The 17,556-nt window shown below is 65.3% G+C and carries 20 protein-coding genes; 10 read left to right on the top strand and 10 right to left on the bottom strand.

Features of this window, described 5'->3' with window-relative positions:
- Positions 1-5 precede the first annotated feature (5 nt).
- Both IAG41_RS04680 and IAG41_RS04675 read right to left on the bottom strand, forming a co-directional pair.
- The gene (locus IAG41_RS04680) at positions 6-575 is read right to left on the bottom strand and encodes a TIGR02391 family protein (RefSeq protein ID WP_187727378.1); all 570 of its coding nucleotides are present in this window, start codon (positions 573-575) and stop codon (positions 6-8) included.
- Complete coding sequence (locus tag IAG41_RS04675; RefSeq protein WP_187727377.1) at positions 556-1,248, bottom strand: DUF5343 domain-containing protein; 693 nt, start codon at positions 1,246-1,248, stop codon at positions 556-558. Before IAG41_RS04675 ends, IAG41_RS04680 begins: the two co-directional genes overlap by 20 nt.
- A 278-nt stretch (positions 1,249-1,526) precedes the next feature.
- Here IAG41_RS04675 and IAG41_RS04670 point away from each other — a divergent pair, with 278 nt between their 5' ends.
- Positions 1,527-1,952 (top strand): hypothetical protein, encoded by a 426-nt coding sequence (locus tag IAG41_RS04670; RefSeq protein WP_187727376.1) that lies wholly within the window; start codon positions 1,527-1,529, stop codon positions 1,950-1,952.
- A gap of 86 nt (positions 1,953-2,038) precedes the next feature.
- Here the strand turns inward: IAG41_RS04670 and IAG41_RS04665 are convergent, their stop codons facing one another.
- The 3 genes from IAG41_RS04665 to IAG41_RS04655 all read right to left on the bottom strand — a co-directional run bounded on the left by IAG41_RS04665 (position 2,039) and on the right by IAG41_RS04655 (position 4,127).
- Positions 2,039-2,995: an L-lactate dehydrogenase gene (locus IAG41_RS04665; RefSeq protein ID WP_316251078.1), complete on the bottom strand. Its 957-nt coding sequence runs from the start codon at positions 2,993-2,995 to the stop codon at positions 2,039-2,041.
- A 19-nt stretch (positions 2,996-3,014) separates the two neighbouring features.
- Entirely contained in the window at positions 3,015-3,674 is a 660-nt protein-coding gene (locus IAG41_RS04660) for a hypothetical protein (RefSeq protein WP_187727375.1), read from the bottom strand.
- A gap of 90 nt (positions 3,675-3,764) precedes the next feature.
- Positions 3,765-4,127, bottom strand: coding sequence for a WYL domain-containing protein (locus tag IAG41_RS04655; RefSeq protein ID WP_187727374.1), 363 nt, complete (start codon positions 4,125-4,127; stop codon positions 3,765-3,767).
- A 184-nt stretch (positions 4,128-4,311) separates the two neighbouring features.
- Here IAG41_RS04655 and IAG41_RS04650 point away from each other — a divergent pair, with 184 nt between their 5' ends.
- From IAG41_RS04650 to IAG41_RS04615, 8 genes are all read left to right on the top strand, one after another.
- A complete protein-coding gene (locus IAG41_RS04650) occupies positions 4,312-4,875 on the top strand; it encodes a glycine zipper 2TM domain-containing protein (protein ID WP_187727373.1) in 564 nt (187 codons plus the stop codon).
- Between the two features lie 248 nt (positions 4,876-5,123).
- Positions 5,124-5,345 (top strand): YdcH family protein, encoded by a 222-nt coding sequence (locus IAG41_RS04645; protein WP_187727372.1) that lies wholly within the window; start codon positions 5,124-5,126, stop codon positions 5,343-5,345.
- A gap of 12 nt (positions 5,346-5,357) precedes the next feature.
- Entirely contained in the window at positions 5,358-6,074 is a 717-nt protein-coding gene (locus IAG41_RS04640) for a Bax inhibitor-1/YccA family protein (RefSeq protein ID WP_410468061.1), read from the top strand.
- 5 nt (positions 6,075-6,079) lie between these two features.
- Positions 6,080-6,382 carry a zf-TFIIB domain-containing protein gene (locus IAG41_RS04635; RefSeq protein ID WP_187727371.1) on the top strand — a complete coding sequence of 101 codons (303 nt, stop codon included), beginning with the start codon at positions 6,080-6,082 and terminating at the stop codon, positions 6,380-6,382.
- A 226-nt stretch (positions 6,383-6,608) separates the two neighbouring features.
- Complete coding sequence (locus IAG41_RS04630; protein ID WP_316251077.1) at positions 6,609-8,000, top strand: MFS transporter; 1,392 nt, start codon at positions 6,609-6,611, stop codon at positions 7,998-8,000.
- Between the two features lie 64 nt (positions 8,001-8,064).
- Entirely contained in the window at positions 8,065-9,387 is a 1,323-nt protein-coding gene (locus tag IAG41_RS04625; RefSeq protein WP_187727370.1) for an MFS transporter, read from the top strand.
- On the top strand, positions 9,384-10,304 hold the full coding sequence (gene cysK, locus IAG41_RS04620) for a cysteine synthase A (RefSeq protein WP_187727369.1): 921 nt from the start codon (positions 9,384-9,386) through the stop codon (positions 10,302-10,304). The genes IAG41_RS04625 and cysK overlap by 4 nt, the downstream gene beginning before the upstream one ends.
- Positions 10,305-10,467: 163 nt before the next feature.
- Positions 10,468-11,832: a cell wall hydrolase gene (locus IAG41_RS04615; RefSeq protein WP_187727368.1), complete on the top strand. Its 1,365-nt coding sequence runs from the start codon at positions 10,468-10,470 to the stop codon at positions 11,830-11,832.
- A gap of 287 nt (positions 11,833-12,119) precedes the next feature.
- On the opposite strand, the gene IAG41_RS04610 is transcribed toward IAG41_RS04615, so the two are convergent.
- The 5 genes from IAG41_RS04610 to IAG41_RS23425 all read right to left on the bottom strand — a co-directional run bounded on the left by IAG41_RS04610 (position 12,120) and on the right by IAG41_RS23425 (position 15,763).
- Positions 12,120-13,922 (bottom strand): acyl-CoA dehydrogenase C-terminal domain-containing protein, encoded by a 1,803-nt coding sequence (locus IAG41_RS04610; protein ID WP_187727367.1) that lies wholly within the window; start codon positions 13,920-13,922, stop codon positions 12,120-12,122.
- A 10-nt stretch (positions 13,923-13,932) separates the two neighbouring features.
- The gene (locus IAG41_RS04605) at positions 13,933-14,361 is read right to left on the bottom strand and encodes a MerR family transcriptional regulator (RefSeq protein WP_187727366.1); all 429 of its coding nucleotides are present in this window, start codon (positions 14,359-14,361) and stop codon (positions 13,933-13,935) included.
- A gap of 340 nt (positions 14,362-14,701) precedes the next feature.
- A complete protein-coding gene (locus IAG41_RS04600; RefSeq protein ID WP_187727365.1) occupies positions 14,702-15,196 on the bottom strand; it encodes a hypothetical protein in 495 nt (164 codons plus the stop codon).
- Positions 15,193-15,555, bottom strand: a complete 363-nt coding sequence (gene hisI / locus IAG41_RS04595; protein ID WP_187727364.1) for a phosphoribosyl-AMP cyclohydrolase — start codon at positions 15,553-15,555, stop codon at positions 15,193-15,195. Before hisI ends, IAG41_RS04600 begins: the two co-directional genes overlap by 4 nt.
- Before the next feature lie 148 nt (positions 15,556-15,703).
- Positions 15,704-15,763 (bottom strand): hypothetical protein, encoded by a 60-nt coding sequence (locus IAG41_RS23425; RefSeq protein ID WP_316251101.1) that lies wholly within the window; start codon positions 15,761-15,763, stop codon positions 15,704-15,706.
- 318 nt (positions 15,764-16,081) lie between these two features.
- Here IAG41_RS23425 and purF point away from each other — a divergent pair, with 318 nt between their 5' ends.
- On the top strand, positions 16,082-17,539 hold the full coding sequence (gene purF / locus IAG41_RS04585; RefSeq protein WP_187727363.1) for an amidophosphoribosyltransferase: 1,458 nt from the start codon (positions 16,082-16,084) through the stop codon (positions 17,537-17,539).
- Positions 17,540-17,556: the final 17 nt, after the last annotated feature.

The following is a 17,556-nucleotide window of genomic DNA, read 5'->3' as shown; positions in this document are numbered from 1 at the left end:
GTATTTCAAGGAATTGATTTCGCCACAGCAGCTTGAAGTTGAATCTTCGACGCACGCTTTGCCTTGCGAAGCAGATGCTGCGCAAACACGATCAATTCCAAAGCAACATCCGGCTCTTCTACCCAGTTGAACTCGTGTGTAACAGGATTGCGAATGCCAAGCATCGCCCCGGAATAGAGGCGTTGATATCCCTTCTGCTCATCAATCTCCGATTGCGTCACTCTGCCGGACCATGACAGGATCGGAGCGTTCGGACTGAAGGCGACCTCCATAAGTTGCGTGCCAGAAACGCTGAGTGGCCCGACCTTATCAGAGATAAATTTGTCGACCGCTTTGTACGCCTCCTGAACGGCGAAAGAATAATGACCGGAGACAAACAAATCTCGCGCCACATGTTCAATCTCTTCTTCCAGTATCAGGCGCGAAAAAATATTTGGGATCTCGGCGCCTTCCCCCGAAGGAGCCGAGAGAGCCAACATGCGAGGAGCTGGGAGAGCCAACACTGATCGTGCTAAACCTACCTCGAACAGATACTCTTGGAACTTCTTGAGTCCCTCAAGAAGCGGGCGTGTCATACAGATAACGCCTCATGGCAGAGAATATAGATTCGATTTGTTCCGAACCCGCATCTGCACTGATGTGGATTTGCACGTTCACATTCAGAGGCATTATCTCGGGTCCGGTCTTACCCGAGCGATTCTCGTCTCCTCCGCTGCCACCTTTAGCGGAACTTCTTTCGCTCGCTGCGGTACGAGAAGTAGCAGGTTGCGACCGAGGCGCACTGGTGCGAGCAGCTCCCTTCTCTTGAGGCTTGCTATTCTTCACAGCAGCTTCGTTCGGAGTCGCGCTGGTCAAAAGCAGGTATGTGGCTGCCTTATTACCAGCCGCTCCCTGGCCAAGGCCCTCACGCTGAAACCAATTTACAATCTTCTGACGGTCACCCTCACCGGGCGGCGCTACGTGAAGCAGCCCTTCGGGGTAAACCGAGGAAACCAATTCCTCCACCGCCTCTGCATAGGTGTCATCAAGTTTCCATCTTTGCGCTAGAGATGTAGCCCTCCCCTCATCGGTGAGAATACCTACACTTCGAAGCTCATTGATATATGCACGCGCAGCAGCTTCCTGAACGCCAAGCTGAACGCCGAGCAGGCGATCATCGATAGTCGCATTCGGAGTACGCTGGAGAACATTTCTAACTCCCCACCAAACAGTGCTTGGAATTTGAGGGTACCGAGCTTTTTCAGCCATAGCGTGGATTCCTTCTATAGAATGGGGAATACCACACGTTCTGTATATGTTCAAATATATGTATAATTGCTATATATCAGAGATATAAGAGTAAGGTAGGGACGATGGTACCGCTCGTGTGACAACACTCACAAGTCGAGTTCTATCGAGATAGTTCGCCTGCAAAGGCATCGTCCGGTCAACAGCGTGACAGTCTCCGACTGGCCTCCGCCAAGCCGCGTCGCCGGTGAGCCGTTCACCTCTTCCAATGTAGGATTTCGTCTGGGATAGACTCGTCGATGACCGAGTCCCTTGCCGATCCCCTCGCCCTCACCCCGGTCGCCGCCCGCGCGCGCCACGATGGCTGGACCGCGCAGCGCCAGCGCGACTTCATCGCCGCGCTCGCCGAACTCGGCGTGGTCGGCACCGCCGCCAAATCGGTCGGGATGAGCCCCAAATCGGCCTATGCCCTGCGCATCCGCGCCGGCGAGGACAGCAACTTCGCAGCCGCCTGGGATGCCGCGATCGACATGGGCCGCTTCAACGCGATCGATACCGGCATCCAGCGCGCGCTTTCCGGCGTCGCGGTGCCGGTCTTCTATCGCGGCCGCCAGATCGGCGTGCGGCGCGTGTTCAACGACAGTCTGCTGATCGCCGCGCTCCGCGCGACCGATCCCGGCTTCCGCGGCGCCCCCACCGGGCCCGATGCCGAATGGAACCTCTGAGCGCCGGCCGCCGATTCCACCGCACGCCAGCCTCGCTTCGCCGACGTTTCGCCCGACATCCCCGTTACCTTCGTTACCTTTGCGGCCTAGCCGATCCCCGCCCCGGCCTCGCGCAGCACCGCCGCCGAAGCCTTGAGCGCCGCCACCTCGCCGGCATGCAGCTCGGGCACCAGCACGCGCTCCACCCCGCCCGCGCCAAGTACGCAGGGCAGGCTCAGATACACATTTTCGATCCCGAACTCGCCGGTCAGCAAGGTCGATACCGGCAGCACCGCATGCTCGTCGCGCAGGATCGCCTCGCAGATCCGCACGATCGCGGTCGCCACACCGAACGAGGTATAGCCCTTGCCGCTCACGATCCGGTACGCCGCCTCGCGCACGTCGCGCGCCAGCGCCTCGCGGTCCACCGCGTCCGGGGCAAAGGCGTCCAGCCCCATGCCGCCCACGCGCACCCCCGAAAAGGCCGCGACCTCGCTATCGCCATGCTCGCCGAGTACCTGGGCATGGATCGCCCCCGGCGCCACGCCCAGTTCTGCGGAGAGCGCCTGCCGCAACCGGCTCGAATCGAGCAGGGTCCCCGTCCCGATCACCCGCGCCGCGTCGATCCCGCAGCGGCGGAAGGCGGCATGCGCCATCAAATCGACCGGGTTGGATGCCACCAGGATGATCCCGCCGAACCCCGCCGCCATCAGCGAGTCGACGCAGTCCCCGACGATCGCTGCGCTGCGCCCGGCGACCGCGAGCCGGCTTTCGCCGCCATGTGTCGCCGCACCCGCGGTGATGACCGCGATCGCGGCACTGGCGGCGTCTTCATAGCCGCCCGCCCAGATCCGTGCCGGCCGCGCCAGCGCATTGGCGTCGCGCAAATCGGCGGCCTCGGCCTCGGCCAGCCCCGCGTCCATGTCGATCAGCACGATCTCGCGGAACAAGGCGCGCAGCATCAGCGCATAGGCGGCGGTGGCGCCGACATGGCCTGCTCCGATGATGGCGATGCGATGATGTTCGATGATGCCGCGCTCCTGCTGGTCGGCGCCTTCTATCACAGTCCGGCGTCGTCGGGGCTCACGCGATCAGCGGCGCCACCACGCAGATCACCGCCACGCACTCCACCATCCCGACCGATGCCACCCAGAACCCGCGAAGGAACGAGATCCCCAGTTCCTGCGCGAACCAGCGCGACTGGAGGATGCCGTACCAGAGCATCGCCGCGATCATCAGCGCCAGCCCGGCGATCTTGGTCCAGTCCCATTGCAGCTGGGTCGCCATCGCGCCCAGCCCCATCACCAGCGCGAACGGGCCCGCCGGATAGCATTGCGCGTAGAAGGGCGCCCGCAGCGTGTCGCGGGTCAGCTTCCAGCGCTTCTTGTGGACCAGCCGCAGCGCCATGATCAGCGGGAAGATGCTGAAGATCACCAGCCGCAGGATCAGCAGGCTGGTATCGTCGCTGATCAGCCCGGCCAGCCCCTTGTCATTGGCCACGATGCTGCTCTGGCCCACCACCGCCAGCTCTACGCCGTGGCTGAGCAGCAAGGTGACGAGCAGGAAGAGCGGCGGGGTCAGCGTGTCGGGATATTGCTTGTCCTCGCGGTCGGCGAGTTCGGCATCGGAATAGACCATCATCGCCGAAGGCCGGGTGATCGTCCGCCAGAAGGTGACCGGATAGAAGACCAGCCAGGTCATCAGCTCGTAGATCAGGTCATCGAGCGACTTCAGAAGATGCATGAAATGCACGCGCGCTGCCCCCGGTTAGGAGACAGATTTCAACATGAAAATGTCGTCTTGGCTATCCCGCTGCGGGGAAGCGGCGCGGGTTCAGGCGGCCGCGGCCGATGCGTCCGGCTCGACCGCCATCAGCGTCTCGCCCTGATATTTGTCGAGGCTGGCGTCGTACAGGCCGCTGATCGAGAAGGCGCGCTCGAGCACGGTCAGGTCCTTCAGCCCGTCGAGCTTGAAGGTGCCCATCTTCTCCTCGCGCGGCAGCATGCCCTCGCGCGAGACGACCGCGGCATCCATGTAGAGCGCGCCGTGGCGGGTGTAGAGGATGTGCGGGGCCAGGATCATCCGCGTGCGGTTATAGGTCGTGGACAGGCAGCGCTGACGCACGATTCCTTCGAGCACGGTCGGCGTGTTGTTCACAGGCGTGGGCGCGGGATCGGGGGCGAGGCTCAGCTTCATACATACAATTATGGGCATTATGCTGCGATGCAGCAAGTCCAAAAAATCGGATTAATGCACTGCAGCGCCCGGATACGGATCATTTTTCGCGCCGATCGGCTCTATTCAGCCGCCCTTCACGCGCATTGCCGGAACGTTTCAGCGCCTTTAGCCGTATCGGCAGCACCTTAAGGAGAGACACGAAATGAAGATCGTCATCGGCTTCGCCGCATTGGCCGCGAGCTGCTTCGCCATTGCCACCCCCGCCGCCGCGCAGACCGCGCAGCGCTATTCCAGCCAGTCGGACGAGGAAGCCCGGTTCGACGCCGCCCAGCGCCGCTTCGATTCCGAATATGAGGCCTATCAGGCGGCCGTCGAGCGCTATCGCGCCTCGCGGAACAGCCGCGCCGATTACGGTCCCCCGCCGCGCCCCGGCTACAATAATGGCCCCGGCTACAATGCCGGCTATGACGACGAGCGCGACGAGGGCGATTATGACGCCGCGCGCTATTATCGCTCGGGCCCCAACTATCAGGAGCGCGTGCTCGGCCCGAACGACCGCGTCTATCGCGGGCAGGACGGCCGCTATTATTGCCGCCGCAACGACGGCACGACCGGCCTGATCGTCGGCGGCGCCGCGGGCGGCCTGTTCGGCAACGCCATCTCGAACCGCCATTCGCGCACCGTCGGCACTTTGCTCGGCGCTGTCGCCGGCGCGGCGCTCGGCAGCGCGATCGACCGCAACCAGCAGCAGGTCACCTGCCGCTGATGGGTTGGGGGCCGCCCCACTGAAGGCGGCCCCCAGCAACACTTCGTTACAAACGGCCGCCTTGTACCCGTGCCGCTGCCTCACTATCCTTGAAGTGCGGACCGGGCCCCTCTGACGAGGGCTTTCTTGAAGCCCTTGTGATGTCGGACCGCATCGAGCGTGCTCGGTGCTGGACGGTGGCCCCTCCCCCTTAACCGCCCCCTCCGCCGAGCCGCTCGATCGATGCAACCATCGATGGAAAGAGGCTTATGAATACCCTGATCGAGCGGCTGATCGCCGCCCACCGCGTCCTCAACCGCGAGATCCGCCGCGAGCTCGCCCGCCGCATGCCCGATGATCTGCGCCTGCGCCGCCTCAAGAAGGAACGGCTCGCCATCAAGGACCGGCTGTTCCGCTACTTCCCCGACGCCGCCGAGATGCGCAGCGCGACCCGCCTTGCGCTGTCCCGCGCCCGTCCCGTCCGGATCTGAGGAGAACCACCCATGTTCGAACCCGCATCCTATCGCGCTCCGGCCTCCCGGCCCCAGGGCGCCGCGCTGCACGAGGGCCTGCGCACCTACATGCTCGGCATCTACCGGACGATGGCGCTGGGCCTGGCTGTCACGGGCCTCGTCGCTTTGCTCGTCTCGAGCACGCCGGCGCTATACGGTCCGATCTTCGGCACCCCGCTCAAATGGGTGGTGATGCTGGCGCCGCTCGCCTTCGTGTTCTTCTTCACCTTCCGCATCGAACGAATGACCGTAGCGACTGCGCGGGCGACATTCTTCGCCTTCGCCGCAGTGATGGGCGTGTCGATGGCCAGTATCTTTCTGGTCTTCACCGATCTCAGCATCGCCACCGCCTTCTTCGCCGCGGCGGCGTTGTTCCTCGGGCTGAGTATCTGGGGCTACACCACCAAGACCGATCTCTCGCGCTTCTCGACCTTCCTGATGATCGGCCTGTTCGCGGTCATCGCGGTGAGCCTGGTCAACCTGTTCATCGGATCGAGCCTGCTCCAGACTGCGATCTCGGTCGCCGGCGTGCTGGTGTTCACCGGCCTCACCGCCTGGGACACGCAGCGGCTGAAGAGCGAGTATCTCGCTTATGCCGGTAGCCAGAACACCGAGAAGCTCGCCGTGATGGGGGCGCTGTCGCTCTATCTCAACCTCATCAACCTGTTCCAGCTGCTGCTGCAGCTGATCGGCCAGCGCGAGGAGTAAGGGCGATGGAGACGATGAACCAGGGCATGCCCTGCCCCGTCTGCCGCTCCCAGCTGGTGGCGATGGAGCGCCAAGGCGTCGAGATCGATCACTGTCCCAATTGCCGGGGCGTATGGCTCGATCGCGGCGAGCTCGACAAGATCCTCGAGCGCAGCGCCAGCCAGGCCCAGGCCTGGCGGCCGGCTGCGCCGCAGCCCCAACCGCAGCCCGTCGGCCGCGGTTATGACGACCGGCGTCATGACGGCGACCCTCACGGCCATCCCAAGCCGCACCGCCGCAAGTCGTTCTTCGAGGAATTGTTCGATTGAATGCGAGAACCCCGCCGGAGGGTGTCCGGCGGGGTCGATGTTTCTAGTGCCAGAACAGCAGCAGCAGGATGATGATCGGGATCGGAATCCCCAGCAGCCACAACAGGATTCCCTTGCCCATTTCGATCTCTCCTAAAGCGTTGATTTCGCAAGCGTAAGAACCCGCCTACCGCGATCGGGTTCCTTGGGGCTGGAACTGTAGGCAAGTTCGGGCGATGAGCGCCCCGTGACCGACGGCCTTCCCATGCCCCGACGCCTCCGGGCGATCGCCGCAATCTCGTTCGGCACGGCGCTGGTGGTAATAGACGGCGCAATCGCGACCGTCGCTTTGCCCACCATCGCCCGCGACCTCCGTGTCGATCCGTCGGCGGCGGTCGCTGTGGTGACGATCTATCAGCTGGTGCTGGTGATGCTACTGCTTCCCTTTTCGGGGCTCGGCGACCGGATCGGCCTCAAGCGGCTTTACCAGGGCGGCCAGATTGTCTTCACGGTCGCCACCATCCTCTGTTTCTTCGCCCAGAGCCTGCCTTTCCTGCTGATCGTCCGAGCGGCACAGGCGGCGGGCGCTGCGGCGGCATTGAGCGTCTCGACGGCGCTGATCCGCCAAGTCTATCCGGCCAAGCATCTCGGCCGGGGGCTGGGTCTCAATTCGGTGGTGGTGTCGAGCGCCGCGGCACTGGCGCCCACGCTCGGCGGGCTGGTGCTCAGCGTCGGACCCTGGCCCTGGGTGTTCGCTTCGGCGGTTCCCTTTGCCCTGGTCAGCCTCGCGCTCGGCCGCGCGTTGCCCGACGTACCTCGCAGCACCGCCCCGTTCGACGTGCTCGGCGCGCTGCTCTGCGCGGCGATGTTCGGCCTGGTGATCGGCGGGCTCGAAAGCGCCGTCCATGGCGACAGCCCGGTCGTGTCCGCAGCGGTGGTCGCTGCGGGTGCGTTTATCGGCCTGCTCTTCGTCCGCCGTGAACGCCACGAACCCAAGCCGATCCTCCCTGTCGACCTGCTCGGCCGACCGGTGCTAGCGCTCTCGACGATCGGCGCCTTCACTGCCTTCATCGCGACGATGACGCTGCTGCTCTCGCTCCCTTTCCGCCTCCAGCACGGCTATGGCTTCGCGCCGTCGGAAGTCGGCGCGGTGATCGCGCCCTGGCCGCTTACCACCATGGTCGTCGCGCCGATCGCCGGAGCACTGTCGGACCGCTACCCGGCCGGCGCGCTTGGCGGGATTGGCATGGTGATCGCGGTCATCGGGCTGGTGCTGCTTTCGTTCCTCCCCATCCATCCGACCTGGATCGACGTCGCCTGGCGCATGTCGCTTACCGGCGCGGGCTTCGGCATGTTCCTCTCGCCCAATGCCCGGCTGATCATCGGCTCGGCCCCGATCGACCGCGCCGCAGCGGCGGGCGGTCTCATCTCGACGACGCGGATGGTGGGACAGACTGTCGGCGCCACGCTGGTCGCCGCGCTGCTCGCGCTCGGCATCGGATCGGGCTCGGTGCCGCCGCTGGTCGCCGCCGGGCTCTCGCTCGTCGCCGGCGCCTGCAGCCTCGCCCGCCTCAACCCCGCGATCCGCAACCCACGCGGCGCGGAGACGGATGACGTGCAGCCGGCACAGGTACGCTAGCCTTTCGACGATCACGGCCAATCTGTCGTTGCGCCCGCCGACCGAGCGCGCCAAGAGGCCGGGCATGGCCTCGCATCCGTTCGCCGTCCCCAATTTCAGAGCCTATTGGGTCGCTCGCCTCGCCGCCACACTGGGGCAGATGGCGATGGTCATCGTCATCGGCTGGCAAGTCTACGATATCGCCCGCCAGACGATGACCGTGAAGGAAGCCTCGTTCCAGCTCGGACTGATCGGCGTGGCGCAGTTCCTGCCGCTGCTCGTCCTGTCGCTGTTCGCCGGCTGGGTCGCCGATCGCATCGACCGCCGCTGGATCGCCCGCGGCGCCCTCACGCTGGAGGCGTTCTGCGCGCTCAGCCTTGCCTGGCTGACCTATAGCCATACGATCAGCCTTCCCGCTTTGTTCGGCATCGCCGCGCTGCTCGGCGTCGCCCGCGCCTTTGCCAGTCCGGCGCTCGGCGCGCTGGCGCCGAACCTCGTGCCCAAGGCAATCCTGCCCACCGCGATCGCGCTGAGCTCGCTCTCCTGGCAGGCCGGCACCGTGATCGGCCCGGCGATGGGCGGCTACCTCTATGCCGCAGCCGACTGGCTGGCCTATGCCGTTGCCGGAGCGCTGTTCCTGCTCTCGCTGCTGATGCTGATGCTGATCTCGCCGGTGCCGCGCAGCGCCCGGAAGTTCGAGGGAAGCCCCTGGGTGCAGATGGTCGACGGGCTCCATTATGTCCGCCGCAACCGGCTCGTGCTCGGAGCAATCTCGCTCGACCTGTTCGCCGTGCTGCTTGGCGGCGCGACCGCGATGCTGCCGGTCTACGCCCGCGACATCCTCCAGGTCGGCTCCGAAGGCCTCGGTCATTTGAGAGCTGCACCCGCGCTCGGAGCCGTGGTCACAGCGATCTTCTTTTCCTGGCGCCCGCTCAAGACCGAGGTCGGCAAGAAGATGCTCGCAGCGGTCGGCCTCTTCGGGGTCGCGACGGTGGTGTTCGGCCTGTCCGCACCCCTGCTAGTGCCTGCGCTCGGCCCCTCGGCGATCGGGCACGACTTTGCCCCCGCCGTGCTCCTGTCGCTCGCCGCCCTGTTCGTGCTGGGCGCAGCGGACATGGTCTCGGTCTATGTTCGCCAGTCGCTGATCCAGCTTTACACGCCGGATGAGATGCGGGGCCGGGTCGGTGCGGTCTCGACGCTGTTCATCTCGGGATCGAACGAACTGGGCGAGGCCGAGTCAGGCTTCCTCGCCGCGCTGATCGGGCCGGTGGCCGCGGTGGTCGGGGGCGGGGTCGGCGCGGTGCTTGTCACGATACTGTGGGCCAAGCTATTCCCCGAGCTAAGGCGGGCGCGCACGTTCGACCCTCCGGCCAATCTGGAAATCCCTCCCAAGGAGATGACGACATGAAGGCCAACACGATCCTCGACACGATCGGCAACACCCCGCACATCCGTGTCCAGAAGCTGTTCCCGGGCGCCGAGGTGTGGATCAAGTCCGAGCGGTCGAACCCCGGCGGCTCGATCAAGGACCGCATCGCGCTGGCGATGATCGAGGCGGCCGAGGCCTCGGGCGATCTCAAGCCGGGCGGGACGATCATCGAGCCGACCAGCGGCAACACCGGGGTCGGGCTGGCGATGGTCGCCGCGGTCAAGGGCTACAAGCTGGTCCTGGTGATGCCCGAGAGCATGTCGCTCGAGCGCCGCCGGCTGATGCTTGCCTATGGCGCCACCTTCGACCTCACACCCCGCGAAAAGGGCATGAAGGGCGCGATCGAGCGGGCAATGGAACTGGTCGAGACCACGCCTGGGGCTTGGATGCCGCAGCAGTTCGAAAACCCTGCGAACATCGATGTCCATGTCCGCACCACCGCGCAGGAAATCCTGAACGACTTCGCCGACGCACCGATCGACGTCATTATCACCGGTGTCGGCACCGGCGGCCATATCACCGGCGTCGCCGAGACGCTGAAGAAGAGCTGGCCGAACCTCAAGGTCTATGCCGTCGAGCCCGAGCTCTCGCCGGTCATCTCAGGCGGCCAGCCCGGGCCGCACCCGATCCAGGGCATCGGCGCCGGTTTCGTGCCGCGCAACCTCCACACCGACGCGATCGATGGCGTGATCAAGGTCGATGCCGGCGTCGCCAAGGACCTCGCCCGCCGCGCGGCGCGCGAGGAAGGCGTCCTCGTCGGGATCAGCTCGGGCGCGACGCTCGCGGCGATCCTCCAGAAGCTGCCCGACCTGCCCGAGGGCACCCGCGTGCTCGGCTTCAACTACGACACCGGCGAGCGCTATTTGAGCGTTCCCGATTTCCTGCCGGAAAGCTGAGCGCCAGGGCGCCGACGGGCGTCACGGTTCCAACTTGGCAAGTTCTGCGCTATGGGCGGCGACCCCGTCCATGGAGCAGATCTTGCGCTTTCATCGTGCCGCCCCTTTCCGACGCCTGCCTGCGCTGCAGGACGGCTGAGGCGCGTCCGCGAAAGCCATGCTGATGGAAACCACCCAAGCGCCTGCGCAGCGCAAGCCGCGCCTCAGCCCGGCATTGCGGCTGCTGCTCGGGATCATTGCGCTGGCAGCGATCGTTGTCCCGGTGCTGATCGTCTCGAACGCACCGCGAGTCGCTCAGCACAAGCATCCGCCGGTGGTGATCTCCAAGCGCATCGTGCCCCAGCAGGAGCTGCCGCCGGTCGAGCCGGTCGAGCTCCAGGCGCTGGCGCCCGAGGACGCCAAGGCGGTCAACGATTCGATCCCCTTCTCGCTCGCGCCCAACCCGGCGGCGCGTCCCTTCCGCGTCTCGGGGTCGGCTGATAGCCAGGCCCGGGCGATCGACTGCCTGGCCGCCTCGGTCTATTACGAGGCCGGCGACGACAGCACCGGCCAGAAGGCGGTGGCGCAGGTCATCATCAACCGGATGCGGCACCCCGCCTTCCCTAAGACGATCTGCGGCGTGGTGTTCCAGGGCTCCGAACGCAGCACCGGCTGCCAGTTCACCTTCACCTGCGACGGCGCGATGCTGCGCTACGGCCCGTCGGAAGCGGCGTGGACACGGGCGCGGCAAGTGGCGCGGATGGCGCTGAGCGGCACCGTCTACAAGCCGGTCGGCCACGCGACGCACTACCATACCGACTGGGTCGTGCCCTATTGGAGCGCGAGCCTCGACAAGATCACCGAGGTCCACACCCACCTGTTCTTCCGTTGGGCGGGCTGGTGGGGCACGCCGCCCGCGTTCAACCGCGGCTATGCCGGGGTCGAGCCCAACGTGCCGCTGATGGCACGGCTCTCCTCAGCGCATATCGGCGATGCGACCGTGGCGACGACCGCCGCGAACGATCCGGCGGGCCTGGGCGTCAATCTGGCCGCCATCCCCGACAGCGCGATCCCCGCATCGGTGGCGGGCGATCCGAACGTGTTCCTGATCACGCTTCCCAAGGGCATCGTTCCGGACAATTTCCCGGCGCTGGCGATCAAGACCTGCGGCGAGCGGCCTTATTGCAAGTTCATGTCCTGGACCGACGCCAGCAAGAAGCCGGTCAAGCTGCCCCCGACCGGCGACCAGGCCGCCGCGATGTCGTTCAGCTATCTGCGCGACGACAGTGCCGCCTACGCCAAGGCGCTGTGGAACTGCGAGCAGTTCAAGCGGCCAAGCCCGGTCCAGTGCATGCGGCGGATCACCTATGGTATGCCGGCCGTGATTCCACCGCCCGACTCCTTGCCGACGCCCCAGGTCAAGGAAGCGGGGCCGGCCGGATTGAGCGGCGTGCGCCGCAAGGGTGATCCGGCACCCGCGGCCAAGCCGCAGATCATACTCACCCTGCCGGTGGTCAAGCCGACGCCTACGCCTACGCCAAAAAACTGAGGCATTGCGCGTCCACCGGGCGCGATCGTCCAGCGGGCAAGTTGACACGGTTGACACCCGCTATGTCGAAAAACCTTCGTCCGCGAAGAACGGACTTTTCCGAAACGCCGGCGATGAGAAAGAGCCGGTCCTTTGATCGTCGCTCAAATCCTACATTGCAAGGACGAGCCCCCTCTCCGTCCAATCCCGTCATCCCGGCGAAAGCCGGGATCCAGGATTACTCAGCGTAGATCTGCTTGGCTCTGGATCCCGGCTTTCGCCGGGATGACGAGCTGGGAGTCCCCATCCTACGCCGCCCGGAACATCTCCGGGTCGAGCGCCATCACCGCGGCGCTGCCCGCTTCGATCTTGCGGCGGAGCGAGCCCGCTTCGGGCAGGAAGCGCTCGGCATAAAAGCGCGCGGTGACCAGCTTGGCCTCGAAGAACTTGGCGTCCTGTGCGCCCTCGGCCAGCGCGTCGACCGCGGCCTTGGCCATGCGCAGCCACATCAGGCCCAGCGCGACCGTGCCGGTGAGCTGCATGTACGGATAGGCACCCGCGCCCACGTCGTTGGGGTTCTTGAAGCCGTTTGCCGCGAGCCACATCGTCGCGCCCTGGAGGTGCCCCAGCGCCTTCTCCAGGCCCTCGGCGAAGCCCTTGAGCTTCTCGTCGCCCTTGGCGGCGGCGACTTCCTCGGTGACGACGCGGAAGAAGGCCTGGACGGCGCGGCCGCCGTTCATTGCAAGCTTGCGGCCGACCAGGTCCATCGCCTGGATGCCGTTGGTGCCCTCGTAGATCATCGAGATGCGGGCATCACGGACATATTGCTCCATGCCCCATTCGGCGATGTAGCCATGGCCGCCATAGACCTGCTGCGCGTCGGTCGCGATCTTGTAGCCGATATCGGTGCCGACGCCCTTGATCACCGGCGTGAGCAGCCCGATCAGGTCCTCGGCGAGCTGGCGCTCCTCCTCGCTGCCGGCGGCCTTTTCGAGATCGACCTGGAGCGCGCCCCATAGACAAAGAGCGCGAAGCCCCTCGCTCTGCGCCTTGGCCTCCATCAGCATGCGGCGGACGTCGGGGTGGACGAACAACGTGTCCGCCTTTTCCTGCGGCTCGGCCGGGCCAGTGAGCGCGCGGCCCTGACGGCGGTCATGCGCGTACTGGACGGCGTTCTGGTATGCGACCTCGGCGATGCCGAGGCCCTGGAGGCCGACGCCGAGCCGCGCGGCGTTCATCATGATGAACATCGCGGCGAGACCCTTCATCTCCTCGCCGACCAGCCAGCCCTTGGCACCGTCATAGTTCATCACGCAGGTCGAATTGGCGTGGATGCCCATCTTGTGCTCGATCGAACCGCATGAGACCCCGTTGCGCTCGCCGAGCGATCCGTCGTCACCGACCATGAACTTGGGCACGACGAACAGCGAGATGCCCTTGGTGCTCTCGGGCGCGCCGGGGGTCTTGGCGAGGACGAGGTGGATGATGTTGCTCGTCAGGTCGTGCTCGCCCGACGAGATGAAGATCTTGGTGCCGGTGATCGAATAGCTGCCGTCCGCCTGCGGCTCGGCGCGGGTGCGGATCAGGCCGAGATCGGTGCCGCACTGGGGCTCGGTCAAGTTCATCGTCCCGCCCCATTCGCCCGAGATCATCTTGGGGACATATTTGTCCTTCTGCTCCTGCGATCCCTTGACCAGCAGCGCCGCGATCGCGCCGTGGGTGAGGCCGGGATACATGGCGAAGGCCATGTTCGAGGAGATCATATATTCCTGGAACGCAGTGGAGACGATGTGCGGCATCTCCTGCCCGCCGAACTCCGCGGGCGCGCTAAGCGTGCCCCAGCCGCTCTCGACGAACTTGGCATAGGCCTGCTTGAAGCCGTCCGGCGTGGTCACGCTGCCATCGTCGTGACGGGTGCAGCCCTGCTGGTCGCCTGAATAGTTGAGCGGGAACAGCACCTCGGAGACGAAACGGCCGCCCTCTTCCAGCACCGCATCGACCACATCGGGCGTCGCATTCTGGAAGCCCGGCAGGTTCGCATAGCGATCGAGCCCGATCACGCGATCGAGGACAAAGCGCGTGTCGCGCACGGGCGGCGTATATTGCGGCATTTCAGGTTCCTCAGTGTTCGGAGTCGCTGCTCTTTAGCAGTGCGACGAATTGCTGGAGCTCGGCGATATGGGCGTCGATGTCTTGCTTCTGGTTCTCGAGCAGCTGGATGCGATCGAGGCAGCGCTCGAGCGTCACCTGGCGCTGGACGCGGCGGCCATCGCCGACATCGTAGAGATCGATCATCTCCTTGATCTCGCCCAGGCTGAAGCCGACGCGCTTGCCGCGCAGGATCCAGGCGAGTCGGGCGCGATCGCGATGCGAATAGATGCGCGCGGTGCCGCGGCGCTCGGGGGCGATCAGGCCCTCGTCTTCGTAGAAGCGGAGCGCGCGCGGGGTGACGCTGAACTCGGCGCAGAGATCGGAGATGGAAAAGGCGTCGCGGTCGGGGCGCGGCTCGATCGGCGCCAGGGCCTCGATCGGAAAGGCAGTAGCGGGCATGCCCTCTCCTTACTTTACCTTTACGTGAACGTCAACGTGACGACCGCACTCTAAAGTCGCAAAAGTCACAGGTTCCTGCGCGCGAGTCCGATGCGCGAACCTGCTCGCCGAATAAGTCGGTTTTGTTGCTCAGCCCGGCCTGCGCGCAACATCCCAGACCAAATCCTATTTTGCCAGTGTTCCGAGTAGCGCGCGACGGTCGCTTTCCTACCCCGTCACCCCGGCCGAAGTGCCGGGGCCACCCTGCGGCAAGCTGAGCCCTTCGAGCCTCTTTCGGCTCGCCCAGCGGAGGAGTGGTCCCCGGCACTTCGGCCGGGGTGACGATGACGCGATAGCGGGCTTAATTGCCGCAAAGGCGCCGGCCGGTGGCGTCGCGCATCGCCGAGGCTTCGGCGGTCGACTCGCTCAGCCGCGAGACTTCGAGCCCGGCATAGGAGGCCCGCCGCGCGCAGAACCCCGTACAGCCTTCGGGAAGCGCGCCGGGGAATTTGATGTGATCGCCGTCGAAGCGGGCGTCGAAGCTGCAGGCGTCCTTGTCGCCCAGCCGGATGTGGAGCGCCTCCCCCACCCGCGTTACGCTGCCCGCACCGCTGCAGGTGATGCGCTCGCCATAATCGACATAGGCGCCGATCCGGTATCCGTCTTTCCCGGGGACGATGCAGACGCGATCGGTGTCGCGGGCGTAAAGCCCGGCGATCTCGGTATCCTTGGGGTCGCGGACGAGACCGCGCTCGACCGCTGCGGTTTCAAGGTCCTGGGGCTGGGCCGCCTTTTGCTGCGACTGACCGCCGGAGCAGCCCGCCAACAGGACGATCAGCGCCAGCGCCGCCCTCACGCCTCGCGCACCAGTCTGCCGCCCTCGATGCGCCGATAGAAGCAACTCGGTTCGCCGGTGTGGCAGGCGGGCCCTTGCGGCTCAACGCGCAGCCACACCGCATCCTGATCGCAATCGATCCGCGCCTCGACGACGCGAAGGACATGGCCGGAGGTCTCGCCCTTCTTCCATAGCCGATTGCGGCTGCGCGACCAGAAGGTCGCCTCGCCGCTCCCGAGAGTGGCAGCCAGCGCATCGGCGTTCATGTGCGCGACCATCAGGACTTCGCCGGTGGCGGCATGGGTGGCGACGGCGGTGATCAGGCCGGCGGCATCGTATTTGGGGTCGAGCGTGGCGCCCGTCTCGCGGTCATCGGTCACGCAATTGGGTCTAGCCGACCCTCCTACTTTCGTCACCCCGGCGAAAGCCGGGGCCCAGAGCCAAGCAGGGCACTGCTTGTGACCCTGGGCCCCGGCTTTCGCCGGGGTGACGAAGAAAAAGAAGAAGAATCGAGTGGCGCAGGAAGGATCAATGGTCGCGAATCGCGTCGATCAGCTCGTCCTTGTCCATCTTCGAGCGGCCTTCGATGCCGATCTCCTTGGCTTCGTCCTGGAGTTCGTCCTTCGAGCGGCTCTCAAGCTTGCCGCCGGGATGGTCGAGCGTGCCCGCCGCCTTGGCATTGGCGATTCGGGCGGACTTCTCCTTCGAATTCCCCTCCCTGCGCAGATCCTCGTAGAGCTTGTCGTCCTTGATCTGGGGCCATGGTCGTGTCCGGGCATGGAGCGTCTCCTTTCCGCCTGAAAAACCATCAAAAAGCGCCCGGGTTCATTTCTTTGTGACGAACCGGCGACAAATGGCGATGGAGCCCCTATATGGCCTCGACGACACCGAACCCCTTGAGGGCCGATGCTTACCACGCACCCGTTTGACGATGACAAGCTGCGCGAAGAGTGCGGCATCTTTGGCGTTTCCGGAGCGGAGGGCGCAGCCGCGCTCGTCGCGCTGGGACTTCATGCACTCCAACACCGCGGCCAAGAGGCCGCCGGCATCACCAGCTGGGACGGCCATCAGTTCCACACGCACCGCGCGATGGGCCATGTCGCCGGTAATTTCGACCGCGACGAAGTGATTCGCTCGCTGGTCGGCAACACCGCCGCCGGCCATGTCCGCTATTCGACCACCGGCGAGACAGCGATTCGCAACGTCCAGCCGCTCTATGCCGAGCTGGCGAGCGGCGGCTTCGCGGTGGCGCATAACGGCAATATCTCGAACGCGATGCGCCTCAGGCGCGATCTGGTCCGCCGCGGCGCGATCTTCCAGTCGACCTCGGATACCGAGGTGATCATCCACCTCGTCGCGACCTCGCAATACCGCACCTTGATGGATCGGTTCATCGACGCGCTCAAGCGGGTCGAGGGCGCCTATTCGCTGATCGTGATGACCCCCGAGGGCATGATCGCCTGCCGCGATCCGCTGGGCATCCGCCCGCTGGTGATGGGCAAGCTCGATGATTCGGTGATCTTCGCGTCGGAGACCGTCGCCCTCGACGTGGTCGGTGCCGAATATGTCCGGGATGTCGAGCCGGGCGAGCTGGTGATCGTCAAGGGCACCGAAATCACCTCGCACAAGCCGTTTGCGCCGGTGGCGCCGCGGCCGTGCATCTTCGAATATGTCTATTTCTCACGCCCCGATTCGATTAACGAGGATCGCTCGGTCTATTCGGTGCGCAAGGCGATCGGCGCGCAACTGGCGATCGAATCGCCGGTCGACGCCGACCTCATTGTCCCGGTTCCCGATTCGGGCGTTCCCGCCGCGATCGGCTATGCCCAGCAGAGCGGCATCCCGTTCGAGCTCGGCATCATCCGCTCGCATTATGTTGGGCGCACCTTCATCCAGCCGGGCGACAAGGTTCGCCATCTCGGCGTCAAGCTGAAGCACAACGCCAATCGCGAGCTGATCAAGGGCAAGCGCGTGGTGCTGGTCGACGATTCGATCGTGCGCGGCACGACCAGCCTCAAGATCGTGCAGATGATGCACGAGGCGGGCGCGGCCGAGGTGCATATGCGCATCGCCTCGCCGCCGACGCGGCACTCATGCTTCTACGGCGTCGACACGCCCGAACGCGCCAAATTGCTCGCCGCCCAGCTCGACGTGGGCGGGATGACCGACTTCATCCATGCCAACAGCCTGGCCTTCATCTCGATCGACGGGCTCTACAAGGCGTTGGGCGAAGCGCATCGCGCCGATATCCACCCGAAATATTGCGATGCCTGCTTCACCGGCGACTATCCGACCACGCTGACCGATCAGGACGAACTCGCACCGGTTGACCAGTTCGCACTTCTGGAGGAACGGGTCGGCTGACCTGATTTCCCGGAGTT

It is taken from the genome of Sphingomonas sp. JC676, assembly GCF_014489075.1.
Taxonomy (GTDB): Bacteria; Pseudomonadota; Alphaproteobacteria; order Sphingomonadales; family Sphingomonadaceae; genus Sphingomonas.
This window is presented reverse-complemented; position numbering and strand designations above follow the sequence as displayed.

What these genes read in the sequence shown, in the direction of transcription:
- IAG41_RS04680 (WP_187727378.1), bottom strand. Translation starts at nt 575, where the DNA reads ATGACACGCCCGCTTCTTGAGGGACTCAAGAAGTTCCAAGAGTATCTG.
- IAG41_RS04675 (WP_187727377.1), bottom strand. Translation starts at nt 1,248, where the DNA reads ATGGCTGAAAAAGCTCGGTACCCTCAAATTCCAAGCACTGTTTGGTGG.
- IAG41_RS04670 (WP_187727376.1), top strand. Translation starts at nt 1,527, where the DNA reads ATGACCGAGTCCCTTGCCGATCCCCTCGCCCTCACCCCGGTCGCCGCC.
- IAG41_RS04660 (WP_187727375.1), bottom strand. Translation starts at nt 3,674, where the DNA reads ATGCATCTTCTGAAGTCGCTCGATGACCTGATCTACGAGCTGATGACC.
- IAG41_RS04655 (WP_187727374.1), bottom strand. Translation starts at nt 4,127, where the DNA reads ATGAAGCTGAGCCTCGCCCCCGATCCCGCGCCCACGCCTGTGAACAAC.
- IAG41_RS04650 (WP_187727373.1), top strand. Translation starts at nt 4,312, where the DNA reads ATGAAGATCGTCATCGGCTTCGCCGCATTGGCCGCGAGCTGCTTCGCC.
- IAG41_RS04645 (WP_187727372.1), top strand. Translation starts at nt 5,124, where the DNA reads ATGAATACCCTGATCGAGCGGCTGATCGCCGCCCACCGCGTCCTCAAC.
- IAG41_RS04640 (WP_410468061.1), top strand. Translation starts at nt 5,358, where the DNA reads ATGTTCGAACCCGCATCCTATCGCGCTCCGGCCTCCCGGCCCCAGGGC.
- IAG41_RS04635 (WP_187727371.1), top strand. Translation starts at nt 6,080, where the DNA reads ATGGAGACGATGAACCAGGGCATGCCCTGCCCCGTCTGCCGCTCCCAG.
- IAG41_RS04625 (WP_187727370.1), top strand. Translation starts at nt 8,065, where the DNA reads ATGGCCTCGCATCCGTTCGCCGTCCCCAATTTCAGAGCCTATTGGGTC.
- cysK (WP_187727369.1), top strand. Translation starts at nt 9,384, where the DNA reads ATGAAGGCCAACACGATCCTCGACACGATCGGCAACACCCCGCACATC.
- IAG41_RS04615 (WP_187727368.1), top strand. Translation starts at nt 10,468, where the DNA reads ATGGAAACCACCCAAGCGCCTGCGCAGCGCAAGCCGCGCCTCAGCCCG.
- IAG41_RS04610 (WP_187727367.1), bottom strand. Translation starts at nt 13,922, where the DNA reads ATGCCGCAATATACGCCGCCCGTGCGCGACACGCGCTTTGTCCTCGAT.
- IAG41_RS04605 (WP_187727366.1), bottom strand. Translation starts at nt 14,361, where the DNA reads ATGCCCGCTACTGCCTTTCCGATCGAGGCCCTGGCGCCGATCGAGCCG.
- purF (WP_187727363.1), top strand. Translation starts at nt 16,082, where the DNA reads ATGCTTACCACGCACCCGTTTGACGATGACAAGCTGCGCGAAGAGTGC.